We start from the raw sequence: 26,528 nt of genomic DNA, 5'->3' as shown, positions 1-26,528 counted from the left end.
TACTTCCTCTCGGTAAGTTGCACCCTAATACTGATGCAGCGAACCGACAGGCACCACCTAGCACGATACGAAGGACAGAGGCATGAGCACGCTCCCGATCCCCGGCGGCACCTGGACCCTGGGCGACCTGACCGTCACCCGGTTCGGCTACGGCGCCATGCAGCTCGCCGGCCCCGGGGCCATGGGCCCGCCCGCCGACCGCGACGGCGCCCTCGCCGTCCTCCGCGAGGCCGTCGAGCTCGGGATCACCCACATCGACACCGCCGCCGCCTACGGACCGCGCGTCACCAACCAGCTGATCCGCGAGGCGCTGCACCCCTATCCGGAATCGCTGCACATCGCGACCAAGGTCGGCGCGACCCGCGACGAGCACGGCGGCTGGCCCCCGGCCCGGCGGCCCGACGACCTGCGCCGCGCCGTACACGAGAACCTCGAAACCCTCGGCCTCGATGTGCTCGACCTGGTCAACCTCCGGCTCGGCGACGCCCGGGGACCCCGGCCCGGCTCGCTCGCCGAGCCCTTCGAGACGCTCGCCGAGCTCCAGAGGCAGGGCCTGATCCGCCACCTCGGAGTCAGCAACGCGACGGCCGAGCAGGTCGCCGAGGCGCGGACGATCGCGCCGATCGTCTGCGTGCAGAACATGTACAACCTCGCCCACCGGCACGACGACGAGCTGATCGACGAGCTCGCCGGCGAGGGCAACGCCTACGTGCCCTTCTTCCCGCTCGGCGGCTTCAGCCCCCTGCAGTCCTCGGCGCTGTCGGCGGTGGCCGGCGGACTGGGCGCGACGCCGATGTCGGTCGCCCTGGCCTGGCTGCTCCAGCGGTCGCCGAACATCCTGCTGATCGCCGGCACCTCGTCGGTGACGCACCTGCGCGAGAACGTCGCGGGCGCCGGGCTCTCGCTCTCCGACGAGGACGTCGCCGAGCTGGACAAGATCGGCCGTTAGCGGCGCAGCCGCTCGGGAGCGGGGATCAGCACTCGGCCGTGGCCCGCTCCACGGTGTCGAACTGGACGAGCGCGCGTTCGAGACCGGTCAGGTTCAGCACCCGCGCCAGCATCCCGCGCGACTGGGCCAGCACCAGGCGGCCGCCGTCCGCGGCGCACCGGTCCTGCAGGCGCAGCATCGTCCGCAGGCCGTACGAGTCGCAGAAGGTGAGACTCCCCACGTCGAGGATCACCTTCCGGTGGCCCGCCTCGTATTCCCGCGTGAACACGTCGTCCAGGTATGGGGCGGTGGCCATGTCGAGCTCCCCGTTGAGAGCGAACACCGCGTGGGGCGGCTTGTAACCGACGTCGATATGTAGCCTTCCCATCTCGTCCTTCCCGATCATGTCAACATGACCGCTCCAGTCGGGGGGTGGCCCTGTGCCCGGATCCAGTCCTGTGCTCGCACCCGGCCCTGCTCGGCCGGTCGCGCCGTTCCTCTTTCGGGACAGGTGCGACGGCCCGCTCAGGCCCCGGCGGTAGGGCTGAGGCCGGCACATCGCGCTCTCCGCCGTCACGGCGGCTCGCACCTGTCCTCCTGCCGGGAGCGCACCGGCCGTCAGCGGCCGGCATAGGACGGCAGCTCGAACCACATGATCTTGCCGCTGCGGGTGCGGTCGGTGCCCCAGCAGCAGGCAAGCGAGTCCAATATGTACAGTCCTCTGCCGCTCTCGTCGTCCGGGGCGGGCCAGCGCATCCTGGGGATCCCCTCGTTGCAGTCCTCGACCTCGCAGCGCAACAGCCCGTTCACCGTCGAGATCCTCAGGGTGAGATCGTCGCAGCACGTGTGACGCAGCACGTTCGCGACCAGCTCGCTCACCAGGAGCTCCGCCTCGTCGGACACATGTTCCATGCCCCAGGCGCTCAGCTGCTTGCGGATCAGGCGGCGGGCCCGGCCGCACGATGCCGGCCGTGCGGGCAACCGCCACGACGCCTCCTCGAGGTCGGCGCCGTCCACGAGCTGTATCGCCAGGTCGCCGACCCGGCGCCACAGCGTCTCCCAGCGGTCACGCATGGAAGAGTGACGGCGCCCCAGGCCGCCGCCCGGTTCGCGGCCGTACGACGCCGGCATCGGCCCGCTGCCGAGAGGAGAGTAGATCACGCTCACGCTGCACACCCCGCTGCCTTGTGGGTGGGGATGCTCTGTCCGTTGGCCCAAGGCCCGCCGCCGTCGCCCGGCGTGTCCCATCCCTGCCGGAGGCCGGGCACGATCACGCGGGCCTCGTCGCGGTCGGGAACGGCCGCCGGCAGGCACGGCGTGTGGTGCCGGCACATGATGGATTCCCCCTCGCTGTCACGCGGTCTTCAAGAGACTCCCAGACTGCCTGCGCAGGTCGTGGGGTTGGCAGGGGGAAAACACCCATACGGATACGTCTTCCCGACATGTTCGCAAAACGGGCGCCCGGTCGGGGTAGAGCGGGGGTAAAACCGCACCCCCGTCGTGCCGGGTGGCCTTCGGCCCATCGGCAGGGGAAGCGGCCGAATTTCGTGGCTATCGAGAAGTGATCCTCGGAAGTACGCTGACGGTGTGGAGCTGGCCGAGATCCGTAGATATCCGGTTAAGTCGGTTTCTGGGTGGATTGTTGATTCGGCGATCGTGGAGCCGTGGGGGCTGGCGGGGGACCGCCGGTGGGCCGTGGTGGACGAATCGGGCAACCTGCACTGGGTCGGGGAGAACCCGCGGATGCTCTCCGTCGTGGCGACCCCCACCGCCGAGGGCGGCCTCCTTCTCGAGGCTCCCGGCATGCCGGAGCTGAAGGTCCCTCCGGCCACCGGTGAACGCGTCCCCGTCCACTTCGTGGAGGTGGACACGGTGGTCCTCGCCCATCAGGAGGCCCATGACTGGTTCACCCGCCTGCTGGGCAAGCCCGCGCGCCTCGTCTGGCTCGACGATCCCCGCCGCTGCGCCGTACCGGCCTCCCACGGCGGCCTGCCGGGCGACGTCGTCAGCTTCGCCGGGGACGCCCCCTTCCTGCTGACCTCCCGTTCCTCCCTCCGTCAGCTCGACGACTGGATCGCCGAGGGCGCCCTGGAACGTCAGGAGGAGGCGCCCGCCCCTCTCGACATGGCCCGCTTCCGCCCCAGCCTCGTCGTGGACGGCTTTCCGCCCTATGTCGAGGACACCTGGCGCGAGATCCGCATCGGCGCCCTCCGCTTCCGCATGTCCGAGCTCTGCGACCGCTGCGCCGTGCCCACCTACGACCCCACCACCTTGGAGAAGGGCAAGGAACCTATCCGTACGCTGGCCCGTCATCGCCGCTGGGACGGCAAGACCTGGTTCGGTGTCCGCTTCATCCCTCGCGACTATGGCGAGATCAAGGTCGGCGACCCGGTGACCGTCCTCGCCACCCAGCCCTGACCCGGCCTCCGCTATCAGCCGTTGAGCCGAATACGTACGGATCATTCCGGCATATCGGCCTGCCCTAGGGTGGGCGGCATGCCGCTACGACTCGTACAGGTGAACTTCAAGGCCCGGGACGACGCGGCGCTCGGCCGGTTCTGGGCGGACGCGCTCGGCTGGGGTGTCTCCAGTGAGGGGCCCGGGGTGACCAACGTCGAACCCCAGAACTTCACCTGGCCGGACCCTGCCGCCGTGTGCGTCGACGTCGTCGCCGTACCGGACCCCGAGACGGTGAGATATCGCGTGCACCTGGATCTCGCCACCACCTCCGCGGCCCATCAGGCGGAGCTGGTCGCGCGGTTGCAGGAGCTCGGGGCGACGCCCGCCGACGTGGGGCAGGGCGACGTGCCGTGGACGGTGCTGGCCGACCCCGAGGGCAACGAGTTCTGCGTCCTCCGCCCGGCCGCCCTCGGCGGCAATTGAGCGTTTGACAATTCTCGCTCGCCATGGCCATCGGCCGAATGAATAGCCGGCAGCCTGATCCGCACGACGAGAAGTGAGATGTCCACCTCGTTGCGCCGAAGCGGAATTCATGCCCTTGCCATGCCCTTGCCAATGGAGCCGATCTGCCGATAGCCCCGCCGACCTGGGGCGAAGCGTCTTCGGCGGCATAACGAGCGCATGGCCGTTTCGTTTTCTCCGGTGAATGCGGGCGACCATGCGGAGGCGAGCGTTTACGGCAGGCGATTAGAGTCGCGTTCATGGAATGGAGTTATCTATCGGCCGAAGACCTCGCGGCCGCATTGCGTGCCGGTGACGTGAGCTCGGTGGAACTGACCGACGAGGCGATCGCCCGCATCGAGCGGGACGACAAGGCGATCAACGCCGTCTGCGTGCCGGACTTCGACCGTGCGCGGGCCGCCGCGCGCGACGCCGACCGGGCCCGCGCACGTGGGGAGGACCGGCCGCTGCTCGGCATCCCGGTGACGGTCAAAGAATCGTTCGACATCGCCGGGCTGCCCACGACCTGGGGCATGCCGCAGCACCGGGACTTCGTGCCGGCCGAGGACGCGGTGCAGGTATCGCGGCTCAAGGCCGCGGGCGCGGTGGTGCTCGGCAAGACCAACGTGCCGCTGGGGCTGCAGGACATCCAGACCTTCAACGAGATCTACGGCACCACTGCCAACCCGTGGGATCCCGGTCGCACGCCGGGCGGATCCTCCGGCGGGTCGGCGGCGGCCCTGGCGTGCGGGTTCGGGGCGCTGTCCATCGGCTCCGACCTCGCCGGCTCGCTGCGCACCCCCGCGCACTTCTGCGGCGTCTACGCGCACAAGCCGACGCTCGGGCTGGCGGCCACCCGCGGCATGGTCCCGCCGGGCGAGCCGGCCTGGCCGGTCGATCTCGACCTGGCCGTCGTCGGTCCGATGGCGCGCACGGCCCGCGACCTGACGCTCCTGCTCGACGTCATGGCGGGGCCCGACCCGCTGACGTACGGCGTGGCGCACCGTCTGGCGCTGCCGCCCGCCCGCCACGAGCGGCTCGGGGATTTCCGGGTCCTGGTCATCGACGAGCATCCGCTGCTTCCGACCGGGGCCGCCGTGCGGTCGGGCGTGGAGCGGGTGGCCGCCGCGCTGGCCGACGGCGGCGCCCGCGTCGAACGGCACAGCCCGCTGCTGCCCGATCTGGCCGAAGCCGCGACGCTCTACATGCAGCTGCTGGTCTCGGGCACCGTCGCGCGTTTTCCCCTCGAATCGCTCGACCAGCTGCGGGCCCGCGCCGACGAGCTGAGCCCGGACGACGGGAGTCTCAGCGCCGTACGGTTGCGCGCCATGCTGTTCAGCCCCCGCGAATGGCTGGAGACGAACCACCGCCGCGAGGTCCACCGCCACGGCTGGCGGCGGCTGTTCGCCGAGTTCGACGTCGTGGTGTGCCCGATCACGCCGACGCCCGCGTTCCCGCACGACCACCACCCCAATCCGCTGGAACGGCTCATCGACATCGACGGCGTCGAACACCCGTACTTCGACCAGCTCGTCTGGGCCGGCCTGGCCACCATGCCCGGCCTGCCCGCCACCGCCGTACCGGCCGGCCGGTCGCCCGAGGGCCTGCCGGTGGGAGTGCAGCTCATCGGCCCGATGTTCGAAGACCGCACCCCGCTGCGGCTGGCCGAACTGCTCGAACAGCGGATCGGCGGCTTCCAGCCACCGGCATGAAAGGCCGGGGCCGAAGGTCCTCCGGGCCGGTGGCTTTCGCCCGGAGCCGCCGCCGCGGCCCGGATGATCTGCTGGGGGCATGGAACCCGCTGTGCGGACCCTGTCCGGGCTGACCGAGGAAGAGGCCGCGCGCCGCCTGGCCGAGCACGGACCCAACGAGATCCCCCAGCCGAAGCCGCCCAACCTGCTCGTGCGGGCCGCCCGCCAGCTCGCGGACCCCATGTCCGTCCTGCTGCTCGTCGCCGGGCTGGTCACGCTCCTCGTGCTCGGCGAGGTGCCCGAGGGCGCGGCGATCCTGGCCATCCTCCTGGTGAACGTCGTGATCGGGGTCGCCCAGGAGACCAAGGCCGACAAGGCCGTGCGGGCCCTGCACACCCTCACCGCGCCGATGGCGACCGTCGTACGCGGCGACGTCGCACGCCGGATCCCGGCGGCCGAGGTCGTGCCGGGCGACATCGTCACCGTCGCGGCCGGGGACAGGGTCCCCGCCGACGCCCGGCTGGTCGAAACCAGCGCGCTCGCGGTGGACGAGGCGCTGCTGACGGGGGAGTCGCTGTCGGCCGACAAGCGCGCGGGCGGCGCGGCGGGCCCGCACGTGCCGCTGGGCGACCGCACCGGCGAGATCTTCTCCGGCACGCTCGTCGTGCGCGGCTCGGGCACGGCCGAGGTGCTGCGTACGGGATCCGGCACCGAGGTGGGGCGCATCGCCACCGCCCTCGGCGGCGGGGGCAAGGGGCCGCTGGAGATCGAGCTCGGCCAGGTGTCGCGGCGCATCGGCCTGCTGGCGGTCGCGGCGGGAACGCTCATGGTCCTCATCGGGCTGACCCGGGTGAGCCGTGGCGAGGCCACCCTGATCGACATCATCCTGGCCGGGGTGGCGCTGGCCATCGCCGCGGTGCCCGAGAGCATGGCCGCCGCCGTCACCACCGCGCTCGCCATGGCCGCGCAGCGGATGGCCCGCCTCGGAGTGATCGTACGCAGGCTGCCGGCGATGGAGGCCCTGGGCGCCACCACCGTCATCGCCACCGACAAGACCGGCACGCTCACCACCGGCCACCTGACCGTCGCCGACCACATCGCCGTTCCGGGCGCCGATCTGTGGCGGGCCGCGCTGCGCTGCAACGACGCCCGCGACGGGGTGGGCGACGCGGTCGACGTGGCGCTGGCCGAGGCCGCCGCCCGGCACGGCGTACGGCTCCCGCCCGCGGAGACCCGGCTCGACGCGCGGCCCTTCGACGCCGAGACCCGGTCGATGGCCGTGGTCACCGCGCTGGACGGCGGGCCGCCGCTGCTGACGGTCAAGGGGGCGCCGGAGGTGGTGCTGGCCCGCTGCGCGCCCGGGGGGCAGACCGATCGGCTGGCGGAGGCCGTGCCGGAGCTGGCCCGGCGGGGGCTGCGGGTGCTCGCGCTGGCGGAGGGACGCACGGGCGACCTCGACGCCACCGGGCTGCGCCCGGTCGGCCTGGTCGCGCTCCAGGACGAGATCCGGGCCTCGGCCCGCCAGGCCGTGGCCGACTGCCGGGGCGCCGGCATCCGGGTCGTGATGGTGACCGGCGACCACGCGGAGACCGCCCGCGCCGTCGCCAGGGAGGTCGGGATCGACCCCGAGCCGCTCGTCACCGGCGCGGCGATCGAGGGGGACGGCGGCCGGGCGCGGCTGCCCGAGGCCGCCGTCGTGGCGCGGGTGGACCCGGAGGTCAAGCTCGACCTCGTGCGGGCCCTGAAGGAACGCGGCGATGTGGTGGCGATGACCGGCGACGGCGTGAACGACGCCCCGGCGCTGCGCCACGCGGACGTCGGCGTGGCCATGGCCGGAGAGGAGGGCACGGACGTCGCCCGCGAGGCCGCCGCCGTCGTGGTGACCAACGGCGAGCTCGGCACGATCGTGACCGGCGTGCGGGAGGGCCGCCGCCTGCGCCACAACGTCGCCTCGATGATCGGCTACCTGCTCGCCGGCAACCTCGCGGAGATCCTCATCGTCCTGACCGGCCTGCTCGTCTGGCCCGACCTGGTCGTGCCGCTGCTGCCGGTGCACCTGCTGTGGATCAACCTGGTCCTGGACGGCATCCCGGCGATCGCGCTGGGTGTGGACCGGCCTGCGGGCGACCCGCTCGCCCTGCGCCCGCGCGGCGACGGGCTGCTGTCGTGGCGGGTGCTGCGCCGCATCCTCGTGCGCTCGGTGGTCGTCGCGGTGCTGGTGTTCGCCATCGTGGAGACGGCCAGGCGGCTCGGCTGGAGCGACGAGCAGGTGCGCACCCAGGCCGTGCTCGCCCTGGTCTTCGCCCGCCTGACCCTCGCGTACGTGGTCAGGGCGCGGCGGCGGACGTTCGAGCGGGGCTGGTGGCACGGCCGGGCGGTGGCGGCGGCCGTGTCGGCCACGCTGCTCCTGCAGGTCCTTGTGACGGCGGTGCCGGTGCTCGGGGCTCCGCTGGCCCTGGTGCCGCTGCCGCCGCTCGGCTGGGCGATGGCCGTGGCCGCGGCCGTGCTCACCGTGCTGCTGTGCGACGCCCTGCGCACGGACGGGATGCGCCGCGGCGAAGCACGAGATCGCGGTCGCCGCCGAAGGGTCACCGCGGAGCCCGGCGGGAGCGGGGACGGGCAGCACGAACCAGGGCGAATCTGAGGGTGGTTTGCCGATGTCGGACACCGAAGGCCGACCGTCGGACCCGCGGGAACCCGTCGTCCGGCTGTTCCGTGACCTGCGGACGCGCCCCAGTGGGCTGTCCTCCAGAGAAGCGGCACGTCGCCTTATGGTGTACGGGCCGAACCAGCTGGTCAGGAAGGCGCGGGGGAACCGGGCGAAAGAGCTCGGCCGCCAGTTCACCCATCCGCTGGCGTTGCTGCTGTGGGCGGCCGCGGGTCTGGCGATGGTGGCGCACACGGCTCCGCTCGCCATCGCGATCATCTCGGTGATCGTCCTGAACGCGCTCCTGGCCTTCGCGCAGGAGCAGCAGGCCGAGCACGCCGTTGAGACACTGGCCCGCTACCTGCCGGCCAAGGCCAAGGTCGTCAGGGACGGCCGGCTTCAGGTGATCGACGCCATCGGGCTCGTGCCGGGTGATGTGCTGGTCGTCGAGGAGGGTGACCGGGTGTCGGCCGACGCCCGGATGCTCGACGGCGCGGTGGAGATCGACCTGTCGACGCTGACCGGCGAATCGTTGACCGCGTACAGGTCCGCCGACTTCGACGATCGCACCGGACCGCTGCTCCAGGCGCGAGACCTGCTGTTCAGCGGCACGACATGCACGGGAGGGCAGGCCCGGGCGCTGGTGTACGCCACCGGCATGCACACGGAGCTGGGCAGGATAGCCGCGCTCTCCCAGCGCGTCGGCAGGGACGAGTCGCCGCTGGAACTTCAGGTCAAACGGGTCGCCTGGTTGATCGCGATCGTCGCGGTCACGGCCGGCGCGGTCGTCATGCCCGTCGCCGCCCTGGTGGCACGCCTCCCGCTGGCCGACGCGTTCAACTTCGCCGTCGGCCTGCTGGTCGCGAACGTCCCCGAGGGACTGCTGCCCACCATCACCCTCGCCCTGGCCGTCGGGGTCAGGGCGCTGGCCCGCGGTGGTGCGGTGGTCAAGCGGCTGAGCGCCGTGGAGACTCTCGGCTCCACCACCGTGATCTGCACGGACAAGACCGGTACCCTCACGCTCAACCGGATGAGCGTGACCGACGTCTGGACCAGCGCCGGCCCGATCCGGAACACCGGCGGAAAGTGGGCCGGTGTGTCGTCTTCGCCGCCGCTGAGAGCGCTGGCAGAGGCGGCCGCCCGCTGCAACAACGCCGCTCTCGAACCGGCCGAGACGGGGGACCCGACCGAGATCGCCCTGCTCCGGATGAGCGTCTCACTCGGAGGGAGCGACCACGACGGCGAGCGGCGGCGGCAGTTCCACTTCGATCCCTCTCTGCGGATGATGTCGACGGTCGACATGGTCGACGGGACGCTGTGGGTGCACGCCAAAGGAGCTCCGGAGGAGATCCTCAGGCGCTCCACGATGATGATGACGGCCGACGGCACGACGCGGCCGATGGGGGAGCGGGACCGCGCGGAGATCGCCAAGGTGGTGGACGGCTACGCGTCCCAAGGGCTGCGCCTGCTCGCGGTGGCCCGGCGTCCCCTTGACGCCGGGGCGCCCCTGCCCGCCCGGCGTGAGCATGCCGAGGCCGAGCTGACCTTCCTCGGTGTCGTCGCCATGCTCGACCCGCCCCGTCCCGAGGTGCCCGACGCCGTCGCTCGCTGCCATACGGCGGGAATCCGGCTCATCGTGGTCACGGGCGACCACGGGCTCACCGCGACGATGATCGCCAAGCGGGTCGGCATCGCCCGCGACCGCACCCAGGTGGTGACGGGGCCCGAACTGGACGCGATGACCGATGACGAGCTCGACGCCCTGCTCCGCAGGGGCGACGAACTCATCTTCTCGCGCAGTTCCCCGGAGGCCAAGCTGCGCATCGCCGACGCGCTGCGGGCCGAGGGCCATGTGGTGGCGATGACGGGTGACGGAGTCAACGACGCCCCCGCCCTGCGCAGTGCCGACATCGGCATCGCGATGGGGGTCTCGGGGACCGACGTCGCCCGCGAAGCGGCCACCATGGTGCTGACCGACGACAACTTCGCCACGATCGTCGACGCGGTGCAGGAGGGCCGGCGCGTCTACGACAACGTACGCAAGTTCATCTGCTACATCTTCGCCCACGCCACACCCGAGGTGATCCCGTTCCTCGTGTTCGCGCTGTCCGGAGGCAGGGTCCCGCTGCCGCTCACCGTGCTCCAGCTCCTCGCGATCGACCTGGGCACCGAAACCCTGCCCGCGCTCGCCCTGGGCCGCGAACCCGCCGAACCCGGGCTGATGAACCGCCCGCCCCGGCGCCGATCCGAGGGGGTGATCCAGGGCGCCTTGCTGGCCCGTGCCTGGGGCCTGCTCGGCGGAGTGTCGGCGGTTTTGGTGCTCGGAGCCTTCTTCGGCACGCTCCTGCTGGGCCGCTGGCATCCGGGCGCGGCCACGGGACCCGGCTCGCCGCTGCACCACACCTGGCAGCAGGCCACCACCATGACCTTCCTGGGCATCGTGGTCTGCCAGATCGGCACCGCCTTCGCCGCACGCACCCACACGGCGTCCCTACGGGCCATCGGCGTGACCAGCAACCGGCTGCTGCTGTGGGGGATCGCGTTCGAGATCGCCTTCGCCGCCGTGATCGTCCTTGTGCCGTCGTTCCGCGCGGTTTTCGGCACGGCGCCGCCCGAGCCGGCCCAGCTCGTGCTCCTCGTGCCTTTCCCCTTCGTCGTGTGGGGTGTCGACGAGATGTGGCGACGGAGACGCCGGCGCGCACGCACCCGGTCACGCACCGGCCGGCCTGGCGGGTAGGCGCCATCACGGAGAGGTGGAGGCGAGGGAGAAATACGCCTCCTCCTCCTGGGCGAAGTGAAGGGTCAGCACGGCGTACAGGCCGTACAGGCAGGCCCGCAGGTCGTCGAGCTGTTCCGGGCGCGGACCGTCGTCGGCGGCGAGGTCGAGGTGACGGCCCAGCCGGCGGACGAGCTTGTCGATCTCGGCGTGGGCCCTGCTCATGGTGACCGTGGCCTCCGGGTCGCGCAGGAGCCGCGTCATGGCGGGATACAGCCGCGCCTCCTCGTCGTGCTCGTGCGGCAGGAGGTCGCGAGTCAGGAACGCGTGGACGTCACGGAGATCCGCCAGCGCTTCGCGGGGGTCGCGCCGGCCCAGGCGGTCGGCCACGTCACGGATGCGTTCGAGCGGCCGGCGCAGATCGGCGTGCTCTCGCTCGAAACGGCGCAGCAACTCGGATGTCGGCCGGTCGAGGGGCAGCCGGGTCCCCCGGACCAGGCGCAGGGCGCGAAGGGCGTTGAGGATCACGGTGACGTCGATGGCCTCCTGCAGCACGGCGCCGGCGCTGGGCGGCAGCGCGCCCGCCGCGGCGACGGCCATGGCGAGCAGGGACAGCGACATTCCGGTCCCCGCGCTCTGGACGGCGATCCGCCGCGTGCGGCGTGCCACGTCCATCGCGTCCGCGAGCCGGTCGAGCCGGTCGGCGGTCAGCACCACGTCGGCCACCTGAGCGGAGGCGGCCGCGCCGCGGGCTCCCATCGCCACACCGATGTCGGCCGCGGCCAGCGCCGGCGCGTCGTTGATCCCGTCGCCCACCATCATGGTCGTCGCCCGCCGCGCCTCTTCCCGCACTCGCTCGACCTTGGCGGCCGGGGTCTGCTCGGCCAGCACGCGGTCGATTCCCAGCACGCCGGCGACGGTCTCGGCCACTTCGGCCCGGTCGCCGGTGAGCATCACGATCCGCTCGATGCCGACGGCCCGCAGCCGCCGCAGCGTGCGGCCCGCATCCCCGCGGACCGCGTCACGCAGCAGAATCACGCCGCTCACCTGACCGTCCACCGTGATCCAGACGGTCATGGCGCCGTCGAGGGCGGCGCGTGCGCGCTGGGCATCCTCCCAGGGAGACGACCTCGTGCCCGTGGCCTTGCCCACGCTGACGCGGCGCCCCTCGACCAGCGCCGACGTGCCCGTGCCCGGCACCTCGGACACGTCCTCGGGGGTGGGCAGGGCCAGCCGCCGCCCGCGCGCCGCGCGTACGATCGCGGCGGCCAGCACGTGAGAGGACATCTGGTCGACCGCGGCAGCCACCCGAAGGACCTCGTCCGGGTTTCCGCCGGGGGCGGCCACCACGTCCGTCACCTGCGGGCGGCCCTCGGTGAGGGTGCCGGTCTTGTCGAGGACGAGAGTCCGCGCCCTGCCCAGGGTCTCCAGCGCGCCACCGCCCTTCACCAGGACTCCTAGCCGGGCGGTGCGAGACAGGCCGGAGGCGATGGCCGCGGGAGCGGCCAGCAGCAACGGGCAGGGGGTGGCCACGACGAGCACGGCCACCGCCCGCACCGGCTCGCCCGACATCAGCCAGGCGCCTCCGGCCAGCAGGAGCGTGGCCGGCAGGAACCAGGCGGCGAACCGGTCCGCGAGCCGGACGACCGGGGCGGAGCCCGCCTCCGTCTCCTGCGCCAGCCGCACCACACCCGCGTAGGCGCTGTCGCCGGCCGTCGCCGTGGCGCGCATGTCGAACGCCTGCCCGGCGTTGACCACTCCGCCGGCGACGCTTTCGCCCGCCCGGTGCTCGACCGGCAGCGACTCGCCGGTGAGCGCGGACTCGTCCAGCAGAGCCGTGCCGGACTCGACGACGCCGTCGACCGGCACCAGCTCGCCGCCGGGCACCAGCAGCCGATCTCCCCGGCGCACCTCCTCGGCTGCGATCAGGCGGGGGACGCCCTCCTCGTAGCGCCGAGCGGACCGTGGCGCCCGCTCGTACAGGGCGGTCAGATCGCGGCGTGCCCGGCGCAGGGCGTAGTCCTCCAGGACCCTGCCGCCCGTCAGCATCACGGCGATCAGCACTCCCGCGAGGAACTCGCGTACGGCGAGCGCACCGGCGAGGGCGAGCACCGCGATCGCGTCGACGCCGAGGCGGCCGGCGCGCAGGGAGGAGGCCACCCACCAGACGGCGGGGCCGAGCGCCAGGACGGTGCCGGCCGCCCAGAGCGCGTCACCGGCGGGGCCGGCCCCGAGAAGGGGGAGCACACCTCCGGCGATCAGGGCGCCGAGCGTGCCTGCCAGCAGGGCGATCCGCTTCATCTGGTCAGACTCCCCCGAAACGGATGCCCGGAGGTAGGGTCGCTGTTCCCTGGGACAGGGCCGAAAGACCGTGCCCGGCCGTCCGGGTCCAGGACCGGCGCGTCACGCGGATTCCTGCCGGAATCTCTGTTCCAGCTCCCGCGCCAGGGCGTCGATCGCGGACAGCACCGGCGGCGTGATCGGCGCGCCGATCGTGAAGTCCGCACCTTCGATGCCGATGACGACGAGCCGCGCGGGCAGGCGGCCGAGCGCACGGCCGAGCTCTACGGCGTCGGCCAGGCCGAAGGAGTGGGAGCTGCCATGCCAGGACGGCCCGCCCTCGACGCCGGCCGGGCGATGCACCGCACCCGGCGGCGCACCCGAGGAGACGGCGTCGATCACGACGGCCAGGCGGGCGCCGGTCCAGGCCTCGACAAGCTGCGCGGGGTCCGCGGCGCTCTCCACGAGCACGACGGACGGCGGGACCGAGCCGCGCAGCCGCCGTACGACCTCCAGACCGGCGGCGTCGTCGCCCCGGCCGTCGCCGCCGAGGCCGATCACCACGATGTCACCGGGCGTCGACATGGAGATCGAGGAAGTGCGCCGAACAGGAGATGCAGGGATCGTGGTTGCGGATGGCCCGTTCGCACAGCGCGGCCAGCTCCTCTTCGGGCAGGTCGAGCCGGGGCTCGATCAGGTGCCGCAGATCCGCCTCGATGCGCGCCTGGTTCTGCGAGGTCGGGGGCACGATGTCGGCCTCGCGGATCACCCCGTCGGCGTCGATGCGATAGCGGTGATAGAGCGTGCCGCGCGGCGCTTCCGAGGCGCCGTGGCCGGTGGCCGCGCGGGGCTCCACCGGCACGTACGGCGCGCCGGGCTCGGCCAGGTCGTCGATGAGCCGCAGGGCCTCGTCGTAGGCGTGCACGATCTCCACCGCCCGCACGACGATGCTGCGGAACGGATTGCGGCAGACCGGCCCGAGGCCCGCCGCCGCGGCCGCCTCCCGCGCGAGCGGCGACAACTGGGCGGAGTTGAGGCTGTAGCGGGCCATCGGCCCGACGAGATAACCGGGGGAGCCGTCGAGCCGGGCGTGCAGCGCCGTCGAGTGCGGCACCTGCTCCTCGGTCACGTGCTCGGGCCAATCCCGTACGGCGAAGCTCCCGCTGTCGCTGGTCACCACATCCCCCGAGAGGATCGCGTACTCGCCGGGGTGACGCAGCGCCAGGAAGCGGTAGTCGTGTTCGACCTCGGGGAAGTCGAAGCCGGCGACCCAGGAGACGGTTTCGAGGGCGATCTCGCGGGCGCGGCGCAGCCGTTCGGCGACGGGGGCCAGTTCGCGGCGGGTGGGCACCCGATAGAAGCCGCCGACGCGGACGTTCACCGGGTGGATGGGCCTGCCGCCGACGGCCGCCACCAGGTCGTTGCCGGCCTTCTTCAGCGCCAGCCCCCGCTGGACCAGGTCGCGGTGGTCGGCCGCCATCGCGATGCCGCTGTCGTAGCCGAGGAAGTCGGGCGCGTGCAGCAGATACACGTGCAGCGTGTGCGACTCGATCCATTCGCCGTAGTACAGCAACAGCCGCAGGTCGCGCAGCGGGCCGGTGACCTCGACCCCGCAGGCGGCCTCGATGGCCTGGCATGCGCTCATCTGGTAGGCCACCGGGCAGATGCCGCAGATCCGGGCGGTGATGTCGGGCGGCTCGGTGTGGGACCGGCCGCGCAGCAGCGCCTCGAAGAACCTCGGCGGCTCGTAGATCCGCAGCTCCAGGTCCTCGATGCGCCCGTCGCGGGCGCGTACGAGCAGAGCGCCTTCCCCCTCCACCCGGGTCAGGCCCCCGACCTTGACCGTCTTGTGGGTCACCGGTCTTCTCCCGGTGTCTTCTCGTGGTCGCGCAGCTCCGGGTCGGCCTCCTCGGCCGCCTGCCGGAAGGGCTCCTCGGCGGCGTTGAAGGTCCGGTAGACCCGCACCAGCTCGGGCGTGCTCATGCCCAGCTCCCGCAACTGCCGGTTGAGGGCGCGCACGTTGGGGCTCTCCATGGGGCCGAAGCAGCCGTAGCACCCCCGGTTGAACGCCGGGCACAGCGCCCCGCACCCGGCCTGGGTGACGGGGCCGAGGCAGGGCGTGCCGTGGGCGACCATGACGCAGGCGTTGCCGCGGGCCTTGCACTCCACGCAGACGCTGTTGGGCGGCACGACCGGGCGCCGCCCGGCGAGGAACGCCGAGACGACCTCCAGCAGTTGCCGCCTGTCGATGGGGCAGCCGCGCAGCTCGAAGTCCACCGGCACATGGGCCGAGATCGGCGTCGAACGGTCCAGTGTCGCGATGTAGTCCGGCCGGGCGTACACGACCGACAGGAACTCCCGCACGTCGGCGAAGTCGCGCAGCGCCTGGATCCCCCCGGCCGTGGCACAGGCCCCGATGGTGACCAGGCGCTTCGACACCCGGCGCACGTGCCTGATCCGCTCCAGGTCGTCGGGCGTGGTGATCGACCCCTCCACCAGCGACAGGTCGTACGGGCCCGGGCCGGGAGCGCTGGACGCCTCCAGGAAGTAGGCGATCTCCACCCGGGCGGCCACCGACAGCAGCTCCTCCTCGCAATCGAGCAGGGTGAGCTGGCACCCGTCGCACGAGGCGAACTTCCACACCGCCAGCCGCGGCCGCGCGCCGCCCGGCCCGTCCGCCGATGACCGCCGGGATGCTCGTCTGGGCGCGCCCATCACAGCTCCTCCACGGCCAGCAGGCGCGCCGCCCGCTCGTAGCTCAGCACCGGGCCGTCCAGGCAGACGAACAGCGGGCCGAGCTGGCAGTGCCCGCACCAGCCGAGACCGCATTTCATGTTCCGCTCCAGCGACAGCTCCACCCGGCGAGCCGCCACCCCGCGCGCCACCAGGTCGCCGGCCGTGGCCCGCATCATCGTCTCCGGGCCGCACGCGAAGGCGTACGTGCGCCGCGGCTCGAAGACGATGCGGTCGAGGAGCCGGGTGACCAGGCCGACCGGCCCCTTCCAGGCGTGATCGGGGTGATCCACGGTCACCTGAACGTCGACGCCCTGGCCGTGCCAGCGCGCCAGCTCCCGCCCGTAGACGAGGGTCGCGGGCGTACGGGTGCCCGCGATCACGCTGATCCGCCCATACCGCGAGCGGTGGCGCACCAGCTCTCGCACCAAAGGCCGCAGCGGCGCCAGGCCCAGCCCGCCCGCGACGACGACCACGTCCATCCCCGCGGCGGCCGGGATGTCCCACCAGGTGCCGTACGGCCCGCGCACCCCGACGACGTCTCCGGGCCGCTTGCCGCACAACGCGCCGCTGACCGCGCCGACCGCGCGGATCGTGTGGACATATCCCCCCGAACGGGCCCGGCCGCTGATCGACATCGGGACCTCGCCGACCCCCGGGGCGTACAGCATGGTGAACTGCCCGGGCCGGCACGGCGGGCATTCGCCGTGCACGGGCACGAGCTGGAGCGTGACCGTGTCCACCCGGTCGGCCCGCCGCGAGCGCACCCGGTAGAGCTCCGGCGTCATCGGACGGCGCGTCTCGGCGGTCATGGCAGGTTGGCCAGTTCCTCGGTGACGTCGATCCCCACGGGACACCAGGTGATGCACCGGCCGCAGCCCACGCAGCCCGAGGTGCCGAACTGGTCGAACCAGGTGGAGAACTTGTGCGTCAGCCACTGCCGATAACGCGCGGCCCCCGACCCCCGCACCGGCGCGCCGCCGACCTCGGTGAACCCCAGCGTGAAGCAGGAGTCCCAGCGTTCGATCCGCTCGGCCGCCCCTTCGGAAAGATCGGTGCTGTCTTCCACCGTGGTGCAGAAGCAGGTGGGGCAGACCATGGTGCAGTTGGCGCAGGTGAGGCAGCGGGAGGCGACCTGCTGCCAGCGCGGCGAGTCGTGGGCGCCGGCCACCCGCTCCTTGATCCCCTCGGTGTCGACCCGCCGTCCCATGCGCTCGGCGGCCGTACGGGAGACCTCCTCGGCCGCGTCGAGATCGGCGTCCGCGGCCGGGACGCGGGGGAGCGCCCCGAGGATCTCCGCGCCGTACGCGCTGCCGGGCTCGGCCACGAACCGGTGCGGTCCGGCGAGCTCGGTCAGCGCCAGGTCATAGCCGGCGGTCGCCTTCGGGCCGGTGCCCATGGAGACGCAGAAGCACGTCCCTCCGGGCACGGCACAGTTCACCGCGACGACGAACAGCGCCTCCCGCCGCCTCCGATAGCCGGGGTCGGGATGCCTGCCCCCGAGGAACACCCGGTCCTGCACGGCCAGCGCGGCCAGGTCGCAGGCGCGTACGCCCAGCAGGGCGACGCGGGGCACCGCCGCCTCGGGCTCCTCGATGCTCTCGCCCCGCATGCGGAACAGGGTGCGGCTGGGCGGCTGCGTGTAGCGCTTGGCGGAGTCGGGACTCGCGGCGAAGCCGAACAGCATCTCGTCGTCGCCCTCGCGCAGCCGATAGCGGCCGGGCTCCTGCTCGTCTCCGCACCCCCTGGGCAGCTCGCTCTGGGAGGCGATCTCGCCCATCCGGATGACCTTGTCGCGAGCGGTCGGCGCCACCACGGCGAACCCCCGCGCCCGCAACTCGGCGATCAGCGGTTCCAGCGATCGAATGACGACGGTTTCCATGGGCGACCCTCCTTTGCCCCCAATGGGTGCCCTCGGACGCGTCTCCTCCACGCTACGCCGTCGGCGAGACATCTACGGAGCGTGGCCGGACCACGACCACGGGCGCGTACGCGTGGTGGATCACGGCGTGAGCGGTGGAGCCCAGGCCCAGCCAGGCGGACAATCCCGTACGGGCGCCGATGACGACCAGGTCGGTCTCCCTGGAGACGTCGATCAGGGCTTTGGCCGGGTGCTCCCGCACGACGTGTTCGGTGAGCGTCACGTCGGGGAAACGCTCCCGCCGTCCGGCGATGCTCTCCGCGAGCAGGCGCGCCTCCTCCGCCCCGATGGCGTCCACGTCGTAGACCGGCGGCAGCATGTCGCCCGGCTCCGTCGCGACCGGTTGCGTCCAGGCGTGTACGACACGCAGGCGGGCATGCCGCAGCGCGGCCTCGTGGAAGGCGAAGTCCAGGACGGGTTCCTGGTCGGGACGCCCGGTGACGCCGACCGCGATCTCCCCGCGGTCAGTGCCTTTCGGCTGCCTGACGACGGCCACGGGACAGGGGGCCTGGGCGGTGACGCAGCGGCTCACCGACCCCAGGAGCAGCTCGGCGAACCCGCCACGGCCGCGGCATCCCACGACGAGCAGCTGAGCCCCCTCCGCCGCCGCGATGAGCGCCTGCTCGGCTCCGCCGTCGACGATCTCGGCCGACACGGCCAGACGCGACCTGCCCGCCCGGGCGTGGATCATCGCCTGGTCGAGCACGGCTCGCGCGGCCGCCTCGGCGTCGGCTCTCCAGCGCGCCGGCTGCGGCACGAGCGGCACGTAGGAGGGCCAGCGCAGTGTCGCGTACACGAGGCGCAGCGGCGCGCCGCGCAGCTCGGCTTCCCGAGCGGCCCAGACGGCGGCCTGAAGCGAGGGCGTCGATCCGTCGACGCCGACGACGATCGGCTCTGCCATGGCGCCACCCCGTCCGACGATCGGCAGGTAGGGCTCTCACAGCGGTTGTGCCCGTCTTGCCCCTGAGTGGGGCACCGTGATCGGTCAGCTCGGTGTGGGGCACTGCTTGCCGAGCCTGGACACCGCGCGGGAGAAGGCCTGCGCGTGCTTCAGCTCGTCTTTGGCGGTGTCGCTGAGCACCTTCGCCGCTTCGGTGTCGCCGGCCGCCGAGGCGCGGCGGGCGTAGTCGGGGTACATCTGCGTCCCCTCGTGTGCCTCTCCCTTGATCGTCTCGCACAGGTTTGTTCCGGTGTCGCGGACCGCGCCGGCGAGGTTCGCCTGCTCGGCGAAGTGCTCGGTGCGCTCGACGGCGGCCGTCCGGTGGAACAGCGTGGCGAGCCGAGCTTGTCCGGTCTTCTGTGCCTTGTCGCCGTACAGGGTGTATTTGGCGTAGGCGAAGGCCTCGCCCTTCATCGCCGTACGCAGGTTGTCCAGCGTCCGGGATGAGGAGACCTTGGGCGGGCCGGCCTGGATCTTCACCGGCTTGGCCTGCACGTCGGTAGGGATCGTCGCCTCGGACGACCGGTCGGTCACGGCCCTTTCCGCCTGGAGGAACTTCTCGCGGTGATCGGCCTCGTCCTGGCCGATCTCGGAGAAGCGCTTGGCGGCCTCCTGATCGCCGTCCGCGGTGGCCTGCGCGGCGAACGCCTTGTACATCGTCGTCGCCTCATAGGCCTCGCCGCCTGCGCTGTCGCGGAGATTGGCCGCGTTGTCGCCGACCATGCCGATCAGCTTCGCCTGCTCGGTGAAGTGTTCCCGCAGTTCCGTGTCGGCGGTGCGCCGGTAGAGTGCCGCGACGCCGGGCAGGTTCTCCCGGTCCGCCTGCTTGGCATAGGCGCGGTAGGTCACGTGCGCCAGCGCCTCGCCCTGCATCGCGTTCGTGACGTTGGTACGCGTCGACGGGTCCAGATCGTCCCCGTGGGGAGCGACGGCCGCCGTCGCGCTCCCGGCCCCCGCCGTGAGAAAGGCGACGACTCCGGCAGTCGTGAGACAGGCTCTCCAGCAGACCAGACCTCGGGTTCTCATGCGCCCCCCTCGGTGTGCCTTCGCCCAGCCGCCGCCGTCGCGACGGCGTGCGGGACCCTCCTGACGGTGCTACCCCCGTGCACGAGCGGAACCTCGCAAAGCGCCCAGGGTTGGTCCGGATCCGGCAAAGGGCGACCGTGACTCAGGCCGGCGGCCACGACCGCGTTCCGCGGCCCGCCGAGGCGGGTTCCCGGCGCTCCTGTGCGTGTTCGGCCGCGGCGACGTTCTCCTTCACCGACAAGAAGCTGTCGGGTGCGACGGAGATCGAATCGATGCCCGCCTCGACCAGGAACCGGGCGAAGTCCGGGTCGTCGCTGGGACGTTGCCCGCAGAGCCCGACCTTGCGTCCTTTCGCGTGTGCCGCCGAGATCAGGTGCTCGATGCTGCGGGTGATGGCGGGATCGCGTTCGTCGAACAGATGCGCCAGCTCGGCGGAGTCCCGGTCGACCCCGAGGGTGAGCTGGGTGAGGTCGTTGCTGCCGATGGAGAACCCGTCGAAGCGGTCGGCGAACTCCTCCGCCAGGATGACGTTCGCCGGGATCTCGGCCATGACGTAGACCTCCAGGCCGTCTCGGCCCCGCCGCAGCTTCTCTTCGGCCATGACCCCCAGGACCCGGTCGGCCTCCTCGACCGTACGGCAGAACGGGATCATCACGATGACGTTGGTGAGCCCGATCCGCTCGCGCACCCTGCGGATGGCTTGGCATTCGAGGGCGAAGCCCTCCCGGTATCCCTCCGTGTAGTAGCGGCTGGCCCCGCGCCACCCGAGCATCGGGTTCTCCTCGTGGGGCTCGAACCGCCGCCCGCCGACGAGCCGGGCGTACTCGTTGGTCTTGAAGTCGCTCATCCGTACGATCACCGGGTCAGGCCAGCGGGAGGCGGCGATACGGGCGATGCCGTGGGCCAGCCTTTCGACGAAGTAGCCGGTCAGGTCGTCGTAGCCCCGGGTGAGCTCGGCGATCCTGCGGCGGTCGTCCTCGTCGGCACGCTCAGGGTGCACCAGGGCCATCGGGTGGATCTTGACGTGGTTGTTGACGATGAACTCCATCCGGGCCAGGCCGACGCCGTCGGCGGGCAGCCGCCACCAGCGGAAGGCCGCGGCGGGGTCGGCCAGGTTGAGCATGACCCTGGTCCTGGTCGCCGGGATGTCGTCCAGGCTGATCTCCTCGTCCTCGTAGTCGCGCAGGCCCGCGTAGACGAAGCCCTCGTCGCCCTGCGCGCAGGAGACGGTCACCGTCATGCCGTCGCGCAGACGAGCGGTCGCGTCGCCGGTGCCGATGATCGCGGGGACGCCGAGCTCCCGGCTGACGATGGCGGCGTGAGAGGTGCGGCCGCCGTGGTCGGTGACGATCGCCGCGGCCCGTTTCATGATCGGCTCCCAGTCGGGGTCGGTGATCTTCGTGACGAGCACCGATCCGTCCACGAAGCGGTCGATCTCCGCCGGGCTGCTCAGGTTGCACACCGGCCCCGCCGCTATCGCGTCTCCGACGGCCAGCCCCTTCACCAGCGGCTCGGCCGGTGGTCCACCGGCGTCGCGGATGCGGTACGTGCGCAGCAGCGACGCCTCCCGGCGCCGATGTACGGTCTCCGGGCGGGCCTGGACCAGGAAGATCTCGCCGGTCCTGCCGTCCTTGGCCCATTCCATGTCCATCGGGGTGCCGTAGTGGTCCTCCACCGCGACGGCCCACCGGGCCAGCAGCAGGATCTCCTCCTCGTCCAGCGCGTACCGGACCGCCTCGTCCTCGGACGTCTCGAGCTGGCGGGTTCCTCCCATCGCGTCGTAGACGACCTTGCGTTCCTTGCGGCCGCGGACCTTCGACACGATCGGGCACAGGCCGGGGTCGCCGAGCAGCGGCTTGAAGACCACATACTCGTCGGGATCCACCCTGCCGCCGACCACCGTCTCGCCGAGCCCCCAGGAGGCGTCGATCAGCACCGACCGGGGGAACCCGGTCTCGGTGTCGATCGAGAACATCACCCCGGCCGCGCCCAGGTCGGAGCGGACCATGCGCTGCACCCCGACCGACAGGGCGACGTCCAGGTGACCGAACCCGTGGTCCTCCCGGTAGCTGATCGCCCGGTCGGTGAACAGGGACGCGTAGCAGCGAAGACAGGCGCCGAGCAGCGCCGGCGCACCGCTGATGTTGAGAAAGCTCTCCAGTTGCCCGGCGAAACTGGCCTCCGGCAGGTCTTCCGCGGTCGCGCTGCTGCGGACCGCGACGTCCGGGTCGATGGTCGCCAGTCGATCGGCCAGCTCACCGTACGCCTGCTCGACGGCCTCGATGACCTCCGCAGGAAGCTCGGCCGCCAGGATCGCCTCCCGTATCGCACGGCCGACGTCCGGCAGGGCGGCCCCTCGGTGCAGGCGGCCGATCTCCTCCGCGATCACCTCGTCGAGCCCGTTCACCTCGATGAACCGGCGGTACGCCTCCGCGGTGAGGGCGAAGCCCTCCGGCACGCGAACCCCCGACCGGGCCAGGTTGCGCGTCAGTTCCCCCAGGCCCGCGTTCTTGCCGCCCACCAGGCCGACGTCCGTACGGCCCAGCTCGGCGAACCATCTGACCAACCGCGACATGGCTCACCTCGCCGAATGTCGACTACGACAGTCCTTCCCACCCTTCGCCTCGCGCGGCCGGGTGAGGTAGGGGACTTCGTCTCCCGCCTGCGGACGAACGTCCCGGCGCGCCCCCGCGTGGAATCACCACGCTCCGTGGGTACGGAGCCAGGAATCGGATCGACCGGGGCAGGTCCGAGGGGGAGCTGCGTTGAATCCGTGGTCGCTGACGTACGAGGGGTTCGATCCGGCTCACGAGGGGCTGCGCGAGGCGCTGTGCACGCTGGGCAACGGCCGATTCGCCACGCGAGGCGCGGCGCCCGAAGCCGAGGCCGACGCCGTCCACTACCCGGGGACGTACGTCGCCGGATGCTACGACCGGCTCACCTCGATCATCGCCGGCCACGAACTGACCCACGAGGACATGGTCAATCTGCCGAACTGGCTGCCGCTGACCTTCGCGACACCCGGCTCCGCGTGGTTCTCGCCCGGCACGGCCGACCTGCTCCGATATCGGCAGGAGCTGGACATGCGCCACGCCGTCCTGCACCGGCTGATTCGTTGGCGCGACCCCGAGGGCCGGATCACGTCGCTGCGGCAGCGCCGGCTGGTCTCCATGGCCGACCCCTGCCTGGCCGGCCTGGAGACGACCTTCACGGCCGAGAACTGGTCGGGTCCTCTCCGCGTACGCTCCGGCCTGGACGGGCGCGTGGCCAACAGGGGAGTGGCCCGCTACCGCGAACTCCGCGGCGACCATCTGACGCGGCACGCGACGGGGACCCGTGAGCCCCTGACATGGCTGCGCGCGCGGACCCGATCCTCCGGCATCGAGGTCGCCCTGGCCGCACGGGTCGGCACTTCTCCCAGCAGCGCGGATGAGCCCGAGATCGAGCGGCACGACGACCACATCGCTGAGACACGCGTGCTGCGGCTGGAACGCGGCCACCCGGTCACGGTCGTCAAGACGGTGGCGCTCACCACGTCGCGCGATCTCGCCGTCGCCGATGCCACCTCGGCCGCGCTGCGGCGGGCCGAACTCGCGCCGGGGTTCGGCGACCTGCTCGAACAGCACGAGATCGCCTGGCGTGACCTGTGGGAACGTGCCCGGCTGGACGTGCCGGGCCCACGCATCCAGCGGGACATCCGCCTGAACACCTTCCATCTGCTGCAGACCTTGTCACCGCATACCGCCGACCTCGACGTCGGCGTGCCCGCACGTGGCCTGCACGGCGAGGCGTACCGGGGACATGTGTTCTGGGACGAGCTGTTCGTGCTGCCCTGGCTGAGCCTGCGGTTCCCCGAGATCGCCCACGGGGTGCTTCGCTATCGCCTGCGGCGGCTCCCGGAGGCGCGGGCGGCCGCCCGCGCCGCGGGCCTGCGCGGAGCGATGTTCCCCTGGCAGAGCGGCAGCGACGGCCGCGACGAGACCCCGCGGCTCCATCTCAACCCCCGCTCCGGCCGATGGACACCCGACAACTCGCACCTGCAGCGGCACGTCGGGCTGGCCATCGCCTACAACGCCTGGCAGCACTACGCGATCACCGGCGACATGGAGTTCCTCGCCGGCACGGGCGTCCGCCTGCTGGTCGAGATCGCCCGCCTTTTCGCCTCGCTGGCGCGGCTCAACCCCGCGTCGGGCCGCTACGAGATCCAGGGCGTGATGGGGCCGGACGAATACCACGACGGCTACCCCGGCGCGGCGTCCCCAGGCCTGGACAACAACGCCTACACCAACATCATGACGGTGTGGCTGCTGCTGCGCGCTCGTCAGGCGCTCGCCCTGATCCCGCGGCGCGTACGGGAGGACCTGCGCCGCCGTCTCGGCCTGACGGACGCGGAGACCGAGCGCTGGGAGGAGATCACCCGGCGGATGCGCGTGGACTTCCACGACGGCGTCATCAGCCAGTTCACCGGCTACGAGCGCCTGGCGGAGCTGGACTGGGACCGCTACCGCGGCGTACGGCGGCTGGACCGGGCGCTGGAGGCCGAAAACGACAGTCCCAACCGCTATCGGGCGTCGAAGCAGGCCGACGTGCTCATGCTGTTCTACCTGCTCACGTCCCGTGAGGTGAGGCGGATCCTCGACCGGCTGGGCTACCCGGCGCCACCGGACCTGACCCTGCGCACCATCCGCTACTACCTCTCCCGCACCAGCCACGGCTCGACGCTGAGCGCGGTGGCGCACGCCCGGGTGCTGGCGCGATCGGACCGCATCGGCTCCTGGCGGTTCTTCACCGAGACGCTGACCGGCGACATCATCGACGTGCAGGGAGGGACCACCGCCGAGGGCGTCCACCTGGGCGCCATGGCCGGCACGCTGGACCTGGTCCAGCGCTGCTACCTCGACCTCGAAGCACAGGCCGACGGCCTGCACCTGAATCCGGCGCTCCCCGAACAGTTGACCACGCTGTCGTTGTGCCTGCGCTATCGAGGCGCGGAACTCACCATCGAGGCCGACCCCACCTGCGTACGGATCACCCGGGCCGATGACGGCCCCACCACCCTGGATTTCGTGGTGCTCGGCCACCACGCCCGCCTCCGGCGCGGCGACAGCCGCATCTTCCCGCTCGCGGAGCCGCGGCACGACGGCTGACCGGCCCGGCACGCGGACCCGGCCTCGTGATGTCAGGCCGAGGCAATGCGAGCCTCCGGCCAAGGACGAAGCGCCGCCAGTGTCATTTCCCCATATCGGCGCCAGACGCCGGGTTCGCGGTTCCCCAAACGATTCAGTTGAAGAACCGCGCCGCACACCAGGACCCGCACGTCCATGGCCGAAGTGTCGGGTCGCAATTTCCCCGACGGCTTGGCGGCGTCGATCAACTGACTTATGAGCTCGATCACCGGTGCCGGACCCACGACCGTCGCCTCGGACAATGCGTCGGCAAGAAGGCGATCGCCGGCCATCCACTCGAAGAGGTCGATGATATAGGCGGCGAACGCACCGTACGCATCAGGCTCGGACAGTGCCGCCCGTGTTCGGCTTTCCAGCATGTGGAACTGATGCCGGGTTACCGCACTGATCAGCGCTTCTTTTGTTGGGTAATTCCGATAGATTGTTGCTTTCGTGACTCCGGCGCGCTCGGCCACCTGCGTCATACTTGCGTGCAGTCCATGCTCCGAGAACACCTCATGAGCGGCCGCAATAACCCTGTCATGATTACGGCGGGCGTCTGCGCGTTGCCTTGGTCGCATCGGCGAGGAACTCCGCGACTCAGGAGGGCTCGCTGGATCATGCATACGCCCACTCTCCCACGGGACTGACACCCCACCGCCAGGAGCCGGCGCGACGCCCCGGGCTGGACGAGTCGTCCCACGAGGAGCTGATCGCGCACCCGGCCGGCTCGGGTCACCGGAGCCCGACGAGGAGGTGCGGCACTGTCGTGTTCTGCCGGTGGCCGCACCAGGAGCTAAACGAACCCTGCGGTACGGTTAGCGGGCCGACCGGCGGCGACCTGCGTTCCGACCATGGTCGCGAGAGGTAATCCACCAGCGCACGACCGGGAGCGTTCAGTTCCATGAGCGCACGCGGTCCAGCCGAAAAGCAGAGGAGCCCACGTTGGATCTGCATCTGACCGGACGCACGGCCGTTGTCACCGGCGCGTCCCGGGGTATCGGTGCGGCGATCGCCGAGGTCCTGGCGGAGGAGCGATGCGACCTGCATCTCGCTGCCCGCAGCGGGCCGGTCCTCGAAGAGACGGCCGAACGCCTTCGCTCGGCTCACCACATCAAGGTGAACACCCATGTCGTGGATCTCAGAGATCCCAAAGATCTGGTCGCACTGGCGGCGAGCACCGCGGACGCGGACATCCTGGTCAACAATGCCGGGGACATCCGGGGCGGCACGATCGACACCATCGACGAGGAGACATGGCGCCAGGGGTGGGACCTCAAGGTCTACGGCTACGTCAATTTGACGCGTCTTCTGTATGCGCAGATGAAGCGGCGCGGCAAGGGCGTCGTCGTCAATATCATCGGCAACGCGGGAGAACGGGTCGACAGCCGATATCTGGCCGGTAGCACGGGGAACGCCGCACTGAACGTTTTTCATCCGCCGGGCGGCTAAGCCGGTCACAGCATGATCGCGATGCTCGGGTTTTCCTCATGATGTGGCGAAGCTCCTGGTAGACGGGTTGATCACCACAACCATCACCGTCATCGCCAGGAGCTTCGGGTGCTGTTCTATCGTGCTGC

General features: G+C 71.6%; 20 protein-coding genes and 1 pseudogene. 8 read left to right on the top strand and 13 right to left on the bottom strand.

The features are described 5' to 3' along the window. The first annotated feature begins 82 nt into the window (after positions 1 to 82). Positions 83 to 949: an aldo/keto reductase family oxidoreductase gene (locus FLV34_RS31160; protein ID WP_147944795.1), complete on the top strand. Its 867-nt coding sequence runs from the start codon at positions 83 to 85 to the stop codon at positions 947 to 949. A 25-nt stretch (positions 950 to 974) separates the two neighbouring features. Here the strand turns inward: FLV34_RS31160 and FLV34_RS40835 are convergent, their stop codons facing one another. The 3 genes from FLV34_RS40835 to FLV34_RS43465 all read right to left on the bottom strand — a co-directional run bounded on the left by FLV34_RS40835 (position 975) and on the right by FLV34_RS43465 (position 2,262). Beyond that, the gene (locus FLV34_RS40835) at positions 975 to 1,316 is read right to left on the bottom strand and encodes an STAS domain-containing protein (protein ID WP_168066490.1); all 342 of its coding nucleotides are present in this window, start codon (positions 1,314 to 1,316) and stop codon (positions 975 to 977) included. A gap of 230 nt (positions 1,317 to 1,546) precedes the next feature. Further along, on the bottom strand, positions 1,547 to 2,095 hold the full coding sequence (locus tag FLV34_RS31150) for an ATP-binding protein (RefSeq protein WP_168066493.1): 549 nt from the start codon (positions 2,093 to 2,095) through the stop codon (positions 1,547 to 1,549). After that, positions 2,092 to 2,262 carry a DUF5999 family protein gene (locus FLV34_RS43465; RefSeq protein WP_221890012.1) on the bottom strand — a complete coding sequence of 57 codons (171 nt, stop codon included), beginning with the start codon at positions 2,260 to 2,262 and terminating at the stop codon, positions 2,092 to 2,094. Before FLV34_RS43465 ends, FLV34_RS31150 begins: the two co-directional genes overlap by 4 nt. Before the next feature lie 166 nt (positions 2,263 to 2,428). Between FLV34_RS43465 and FLV34_RS31145 the strand changes: the two genes are divergently transcribed. The 5 genes and pseudogenes from FLV34_RS31145 (at position 2,429) to FLV34_RS31125 (ending at position 10,904) form a co-directional block, all read left to right on the top strand. Continuing rightward, a complete protein-coding gene (locus FLV34_RS31145) occupies positions 2,429 to 3,346 on the top strand; it encodes an MOSC N-terminal beta barrel domain-containing protein (protein WP_315985219.1) in 918 nt (305 codons plus the stop codon). A 78-nt stretch (positions 3,347 to 3,424) separates the two neighbouring features. Beyond that, positions 3,425 to 3,784 (top strand): annotated as a pseudogene (locus FLV34_RS31140) (VOC family protein); the annotation flags it as partial. A gap of 305 nt (positions 3,785 to 4,089) precedes the next feature. Continuing rightward, positions 4,090 to 5,541, top strand: a complete 1,452-nt coding sequence (locus FLV34_RS31135; protein WP_147944794.1) for an amidase — start codon at positions 4,090 to 4,092, stop codon at positions 5,539 to 5,541. Positions 5,542 to 5,620: 79 nt separating this feature from the next. Next, a complete protein-coding gene (locus FLV34_RS31130; RefSeq protein WP_142651389.1) occupies positions 5,621 to 8,164 on the top strand; it encodes a cation-transporting P-type ATPase in 2,544 nt (847 codons plus the stop codon). Positions 8,165 to 8,177: 13 nt separating this feature from the next. Continuing rightward, a complete protein-coding gene (locus FLV34_RS31125; protein WP_147944793.1) occupies positions 8,178 to 10,904 on the top strand; it encodes a cation-transporting P-type ATPase in 2,727 nt (908 codons plus the stop codon). A 6-nt stretch (positions 10,905 to 10,910) separates the two neighbouring features. Here the strand turns inward: FLV34_RS31125 and FLV34_RS31120 are convergent, their stop codons facing one another. The 9 genes from FLV34_RS31120 to ppsA form a co-directional block, all read right to left on the bottom strand. Beyond that, complete coding sequence (locus tag FLV34_RS31120) at positions 10,911 to 13,184, bottom strand: heavy metal translocating P-type ATPase (RefSeq protein ID WP_147944792.1); 2,274 nt, start codon at positions 13,182 to 13,184, stop codon at positions 10,911 to 10,913. 102 nt (positions 13,185 to 13,286) lie between these two features. After that, a complete protein-coding gene (locus tag FLV34_RS31115) occupies positions 13,287 to 13,748 on the bottom strand; it encodes a hydrogenase maturation protease (RefSeq protein ID WP_147944791.1) in 462 nt (153 codons plus the stop codon). After that, positions 13,732 to 15,021, bottom strand: coding sequence for a Ni/Fe hydrogenase subunit alpha (locus FLV34_RS31110; protein ID WP_147944790.1), 1,290 nt, complete (start codon positions 15,019 to 15,021; stop codon positions 13,732 to 13,734). Before FLV34_RS31110 ends, FLV34_RS31115 begins: the two co-directional genes overlap by 17 nt. Further along, positions 15,018 to 15,878: an oxidoreductase gene (locus FLV34_RS31105; protein ID WP_142651393.1), complete on the bottom strand. Its 861-nt coding sequence runs from the start codon at positions 15,876 to 15,878 to the stop codon at positions 15,018 to 15,020. Before FLV34_RS31105 ends, FLV34_RS31110 begins: the two co-directional genes overlap by 4 nt. Continuing rightward, positions 15,878 to 16,708 carry an FAD/NAD(P)-binding protein gene (locus FLV34_RS31100; protein ID WP_261985970.1) on the bottom strand — a complete coding sequence of 277 codons (831 nt, stop codon included), beginning with the start codon at positions 16,706 to 16,708 and terminating at the stop codon, positions 15,878 to 15,880. Before FLV34_RS31100 ends, FLV34_RS31105 begins: the two co-directional genes overlap by 1 nt. Beyond that, positions 16,705 to 17,778, bottom strand: coding sequence for a 4Fe-4S dicluster domain-containing protein (locus tag FLV34_RS31095; RefSeq protein ID WP_147944789.1), 1,074 nt, complete (start codon positions 17,776 to 17,778; stop codon positions 16,705 to 16,707). Before FLV34_RS31095 ends, FLV34_RS31100 begins: the two co-directional genes overlap by 4 nt. A gap of 52 nt (positions 17,779 to 17,830) precedes the next feature. Continuing rightward, positions 17,831 to 18,718: a universal stress protein gene (locus FLV34_RS31090; protein WP_147944788.1), complete on the bottom strand. Its 888-nt coding sequence runs from the start codon at positions 18,716 to 18,718 to the stop codon at positions 17,831 to 17,833. Between the two features lie 84 nt (positions 18,719 to 18,802). Beyond that, on the bottom strand, positions 18,803 to 19,783 hold the full coding sequence (locus FLV34_RS31085; protein WP_205831033.1) for a ferritin family protein: 981 nt from the start codon (positions 19,781 to 19,783) through the stop codon (positions 18,803 to 18,805). A gap of 142 nt (positions 19,784 to 19,925) precedes the next feature. Beyond that, on the bottom strand, positions 19,926 to 22,358 hold the full coding sequence (ppsA, locus tag FLV34_RS31080; protein WP_147944787.1) for a phosphoenolpyruvate synthase: 2,433 nt from the start codon (positions 22,356 to 22,358) through the stop codon (positions 19,926 to 19,928). 190 nt (positions 22,359 to 22,548) lie between these two features. Here ppsA and FLV34_RS31075 point away from each other — a divergent pair, with 190 nt between their 5' ends. After that, positions 22,549 to 24,930, top strand: a complete 2,382-nt coding sequence (locus FLV34_RS31075; RefSeq protein WP_147944786.1) for a glycoside hydrolase family 65 protein — start codon at positions 22,549 to 22,551, stop codon at positions 24,928 to 24,930. 32 nt (positions 24,931 to 24,962) lie between these two features. Here FLV34_RS31075 and FLV34_RS31070 read toward each other — a convergent pair whose 3' ends face one another. After that, positions 24,963 to 25,529: a TetR/AcrR family transcriptional regulator gene (locus tag FLV34_RS31070; RefSeq protein WP_147944785.1), complete on the bottom strand. Its 567-nt coding sequence runs from the start codon at positions 25,527 to 25,529 to the stop codon at positions 24,963 to 24,965. Between the two features lie 364 nt (positions 25,530 to 25,893). Here FLV34_RS31070 and FLV34_RS31065 point away from each other — a divergent pair, with 364 nt between their 5' ends. Next, positions 25,894 to 26,400: an SDR family NAD(P)-dependent oxidoreductase gene (locus tag FLV34_RS31065; protein ID WP_147944784.1), complete on the top strand. Its 507-nt coding sequence runs from the start codon at positions 25,894 to 25,896 to the stop codon at positions 26,398 to 26,400. Positions 26,401 to 26,528 lie beyond the last annotated feature (128 nt).

The sequence above is a fragment of the Microbispora sp. CSR-4 genome (assembly GCF_008033685.1).
GTDB lineage: Bacteria > Actinomycetota > Actinomycetes > Streptosporangiales > Streptosporangiaceae > Microbispora.
This window is presented reverse-complemented; position numbering and strand designations above follow the sequence as displayed.

Bases quoted from the DNA above. Each gene is read 5' to 3' on its own strand.
- FLV34_RS31095 (WP_147944789.1), bottom strand. From the start codon at position 17,778: ATGGAAACCGTCGTCATTCGATCGCTGGAACCGCTGATCGCCGAGTTG.
- FLV34_RS31115 (WP_147944791.1), bottom strand. From the start codon at position 13,748: ATGTCGACGCCCGGTGACATCGTGGTGATCGGCCTCGGCGGCGACGGC.
- FLV34_RS31160 (WP_147944795.1), top strand. From the start codon at position 83: ATGAGCACGCTCCCGATCCCCGGCGGCACCTGGACCCTGGGCGACCTG.
- FLV34_RS31090 (WP_147944788.1), bottom strand. From the start codon at position 18,718: ATGGCAGAGCCGATCGTCGTCGGCGTCGACGGATCGACGCCCTCGCTT.
- FLV34_RS31070 (WP_147944785.1), bottom strand. From the start codon at position 25,529: ATGCGACCAAGGCAACGCGCAGACGCCCGCCGTAATCATGACAGGGTT.
- ppsA (WP_147944787.1), bottom strand. From the start codon at position 22,358: ATGTCGCGGTTGGTCAGATGGTTCGCCGAGCTGGGCCGTACGGACGTC.
- FLV34_RS43465 (WP_221890012.1), bottom strand. From the start codon at position 2,262: ATGTGCCGGCACCACACGCCGTGCCTGCCGGCGGCCGTTCCCGACCGC.
- FLV34_RS40835 (WP_168066490.1), bottom strand. From the start codon at position 1,316: ATGGGAAGGCTACATATCGACGTCGGTTACAAGCCGCCCCACGCGGTG.
- FLV34_RS31085 (WP_205831033.1), bottom strand. From the start codon at position 19,783: ATGAGAACCCGAGGTCTGGTCTGCTGGAGAGCCTGTCTCACGACTGCC.
- FLV34_RS31100 (WP_261985970.1), bottom strand. From the start codon at position 16,708: ATGACCGCCGAGACGCGCCGTCCGATGACGCCGGAGCTCTACCGGGTG.
- FLV34_RS31105 (WP_142651393.1), bottom strand. From the start codon at position 15,878: ATGGGCGCGCCCAGACGAGCATCCCGGCGGTCATCGGCGGACGGGCCG.
- FLV34_RS31125 (WP_147944793.1), top strand. From the start codon at position 8,178: ATGTCGGACACCGAAGGCCGACCGTCGGACCCGCGGGAACCCGTCGTC.
- FLV34_RS31130 (WP_142651389.1), top strand. From the start codon at position 5,621: ATGGAACCCGCTGTGCGGACCCTGTCCGGGCTGACCGAGGAAGAGGCC.
- FLV34_RS31120 (WP_147944792.1), bottom strand. From the start codon at position 13,184: ATGAAGCGGATCGCCCTGCTGGCAGGCACGCTCGGCGCCCTGATCGCC.
- FLV34_RS31135 (WP_147944794.1), top strand. From the start codon at position 4,090: ATGGAATGGAGTTATCTATCGGCCGAAGACCTCGCGGCCGCATTGCGT.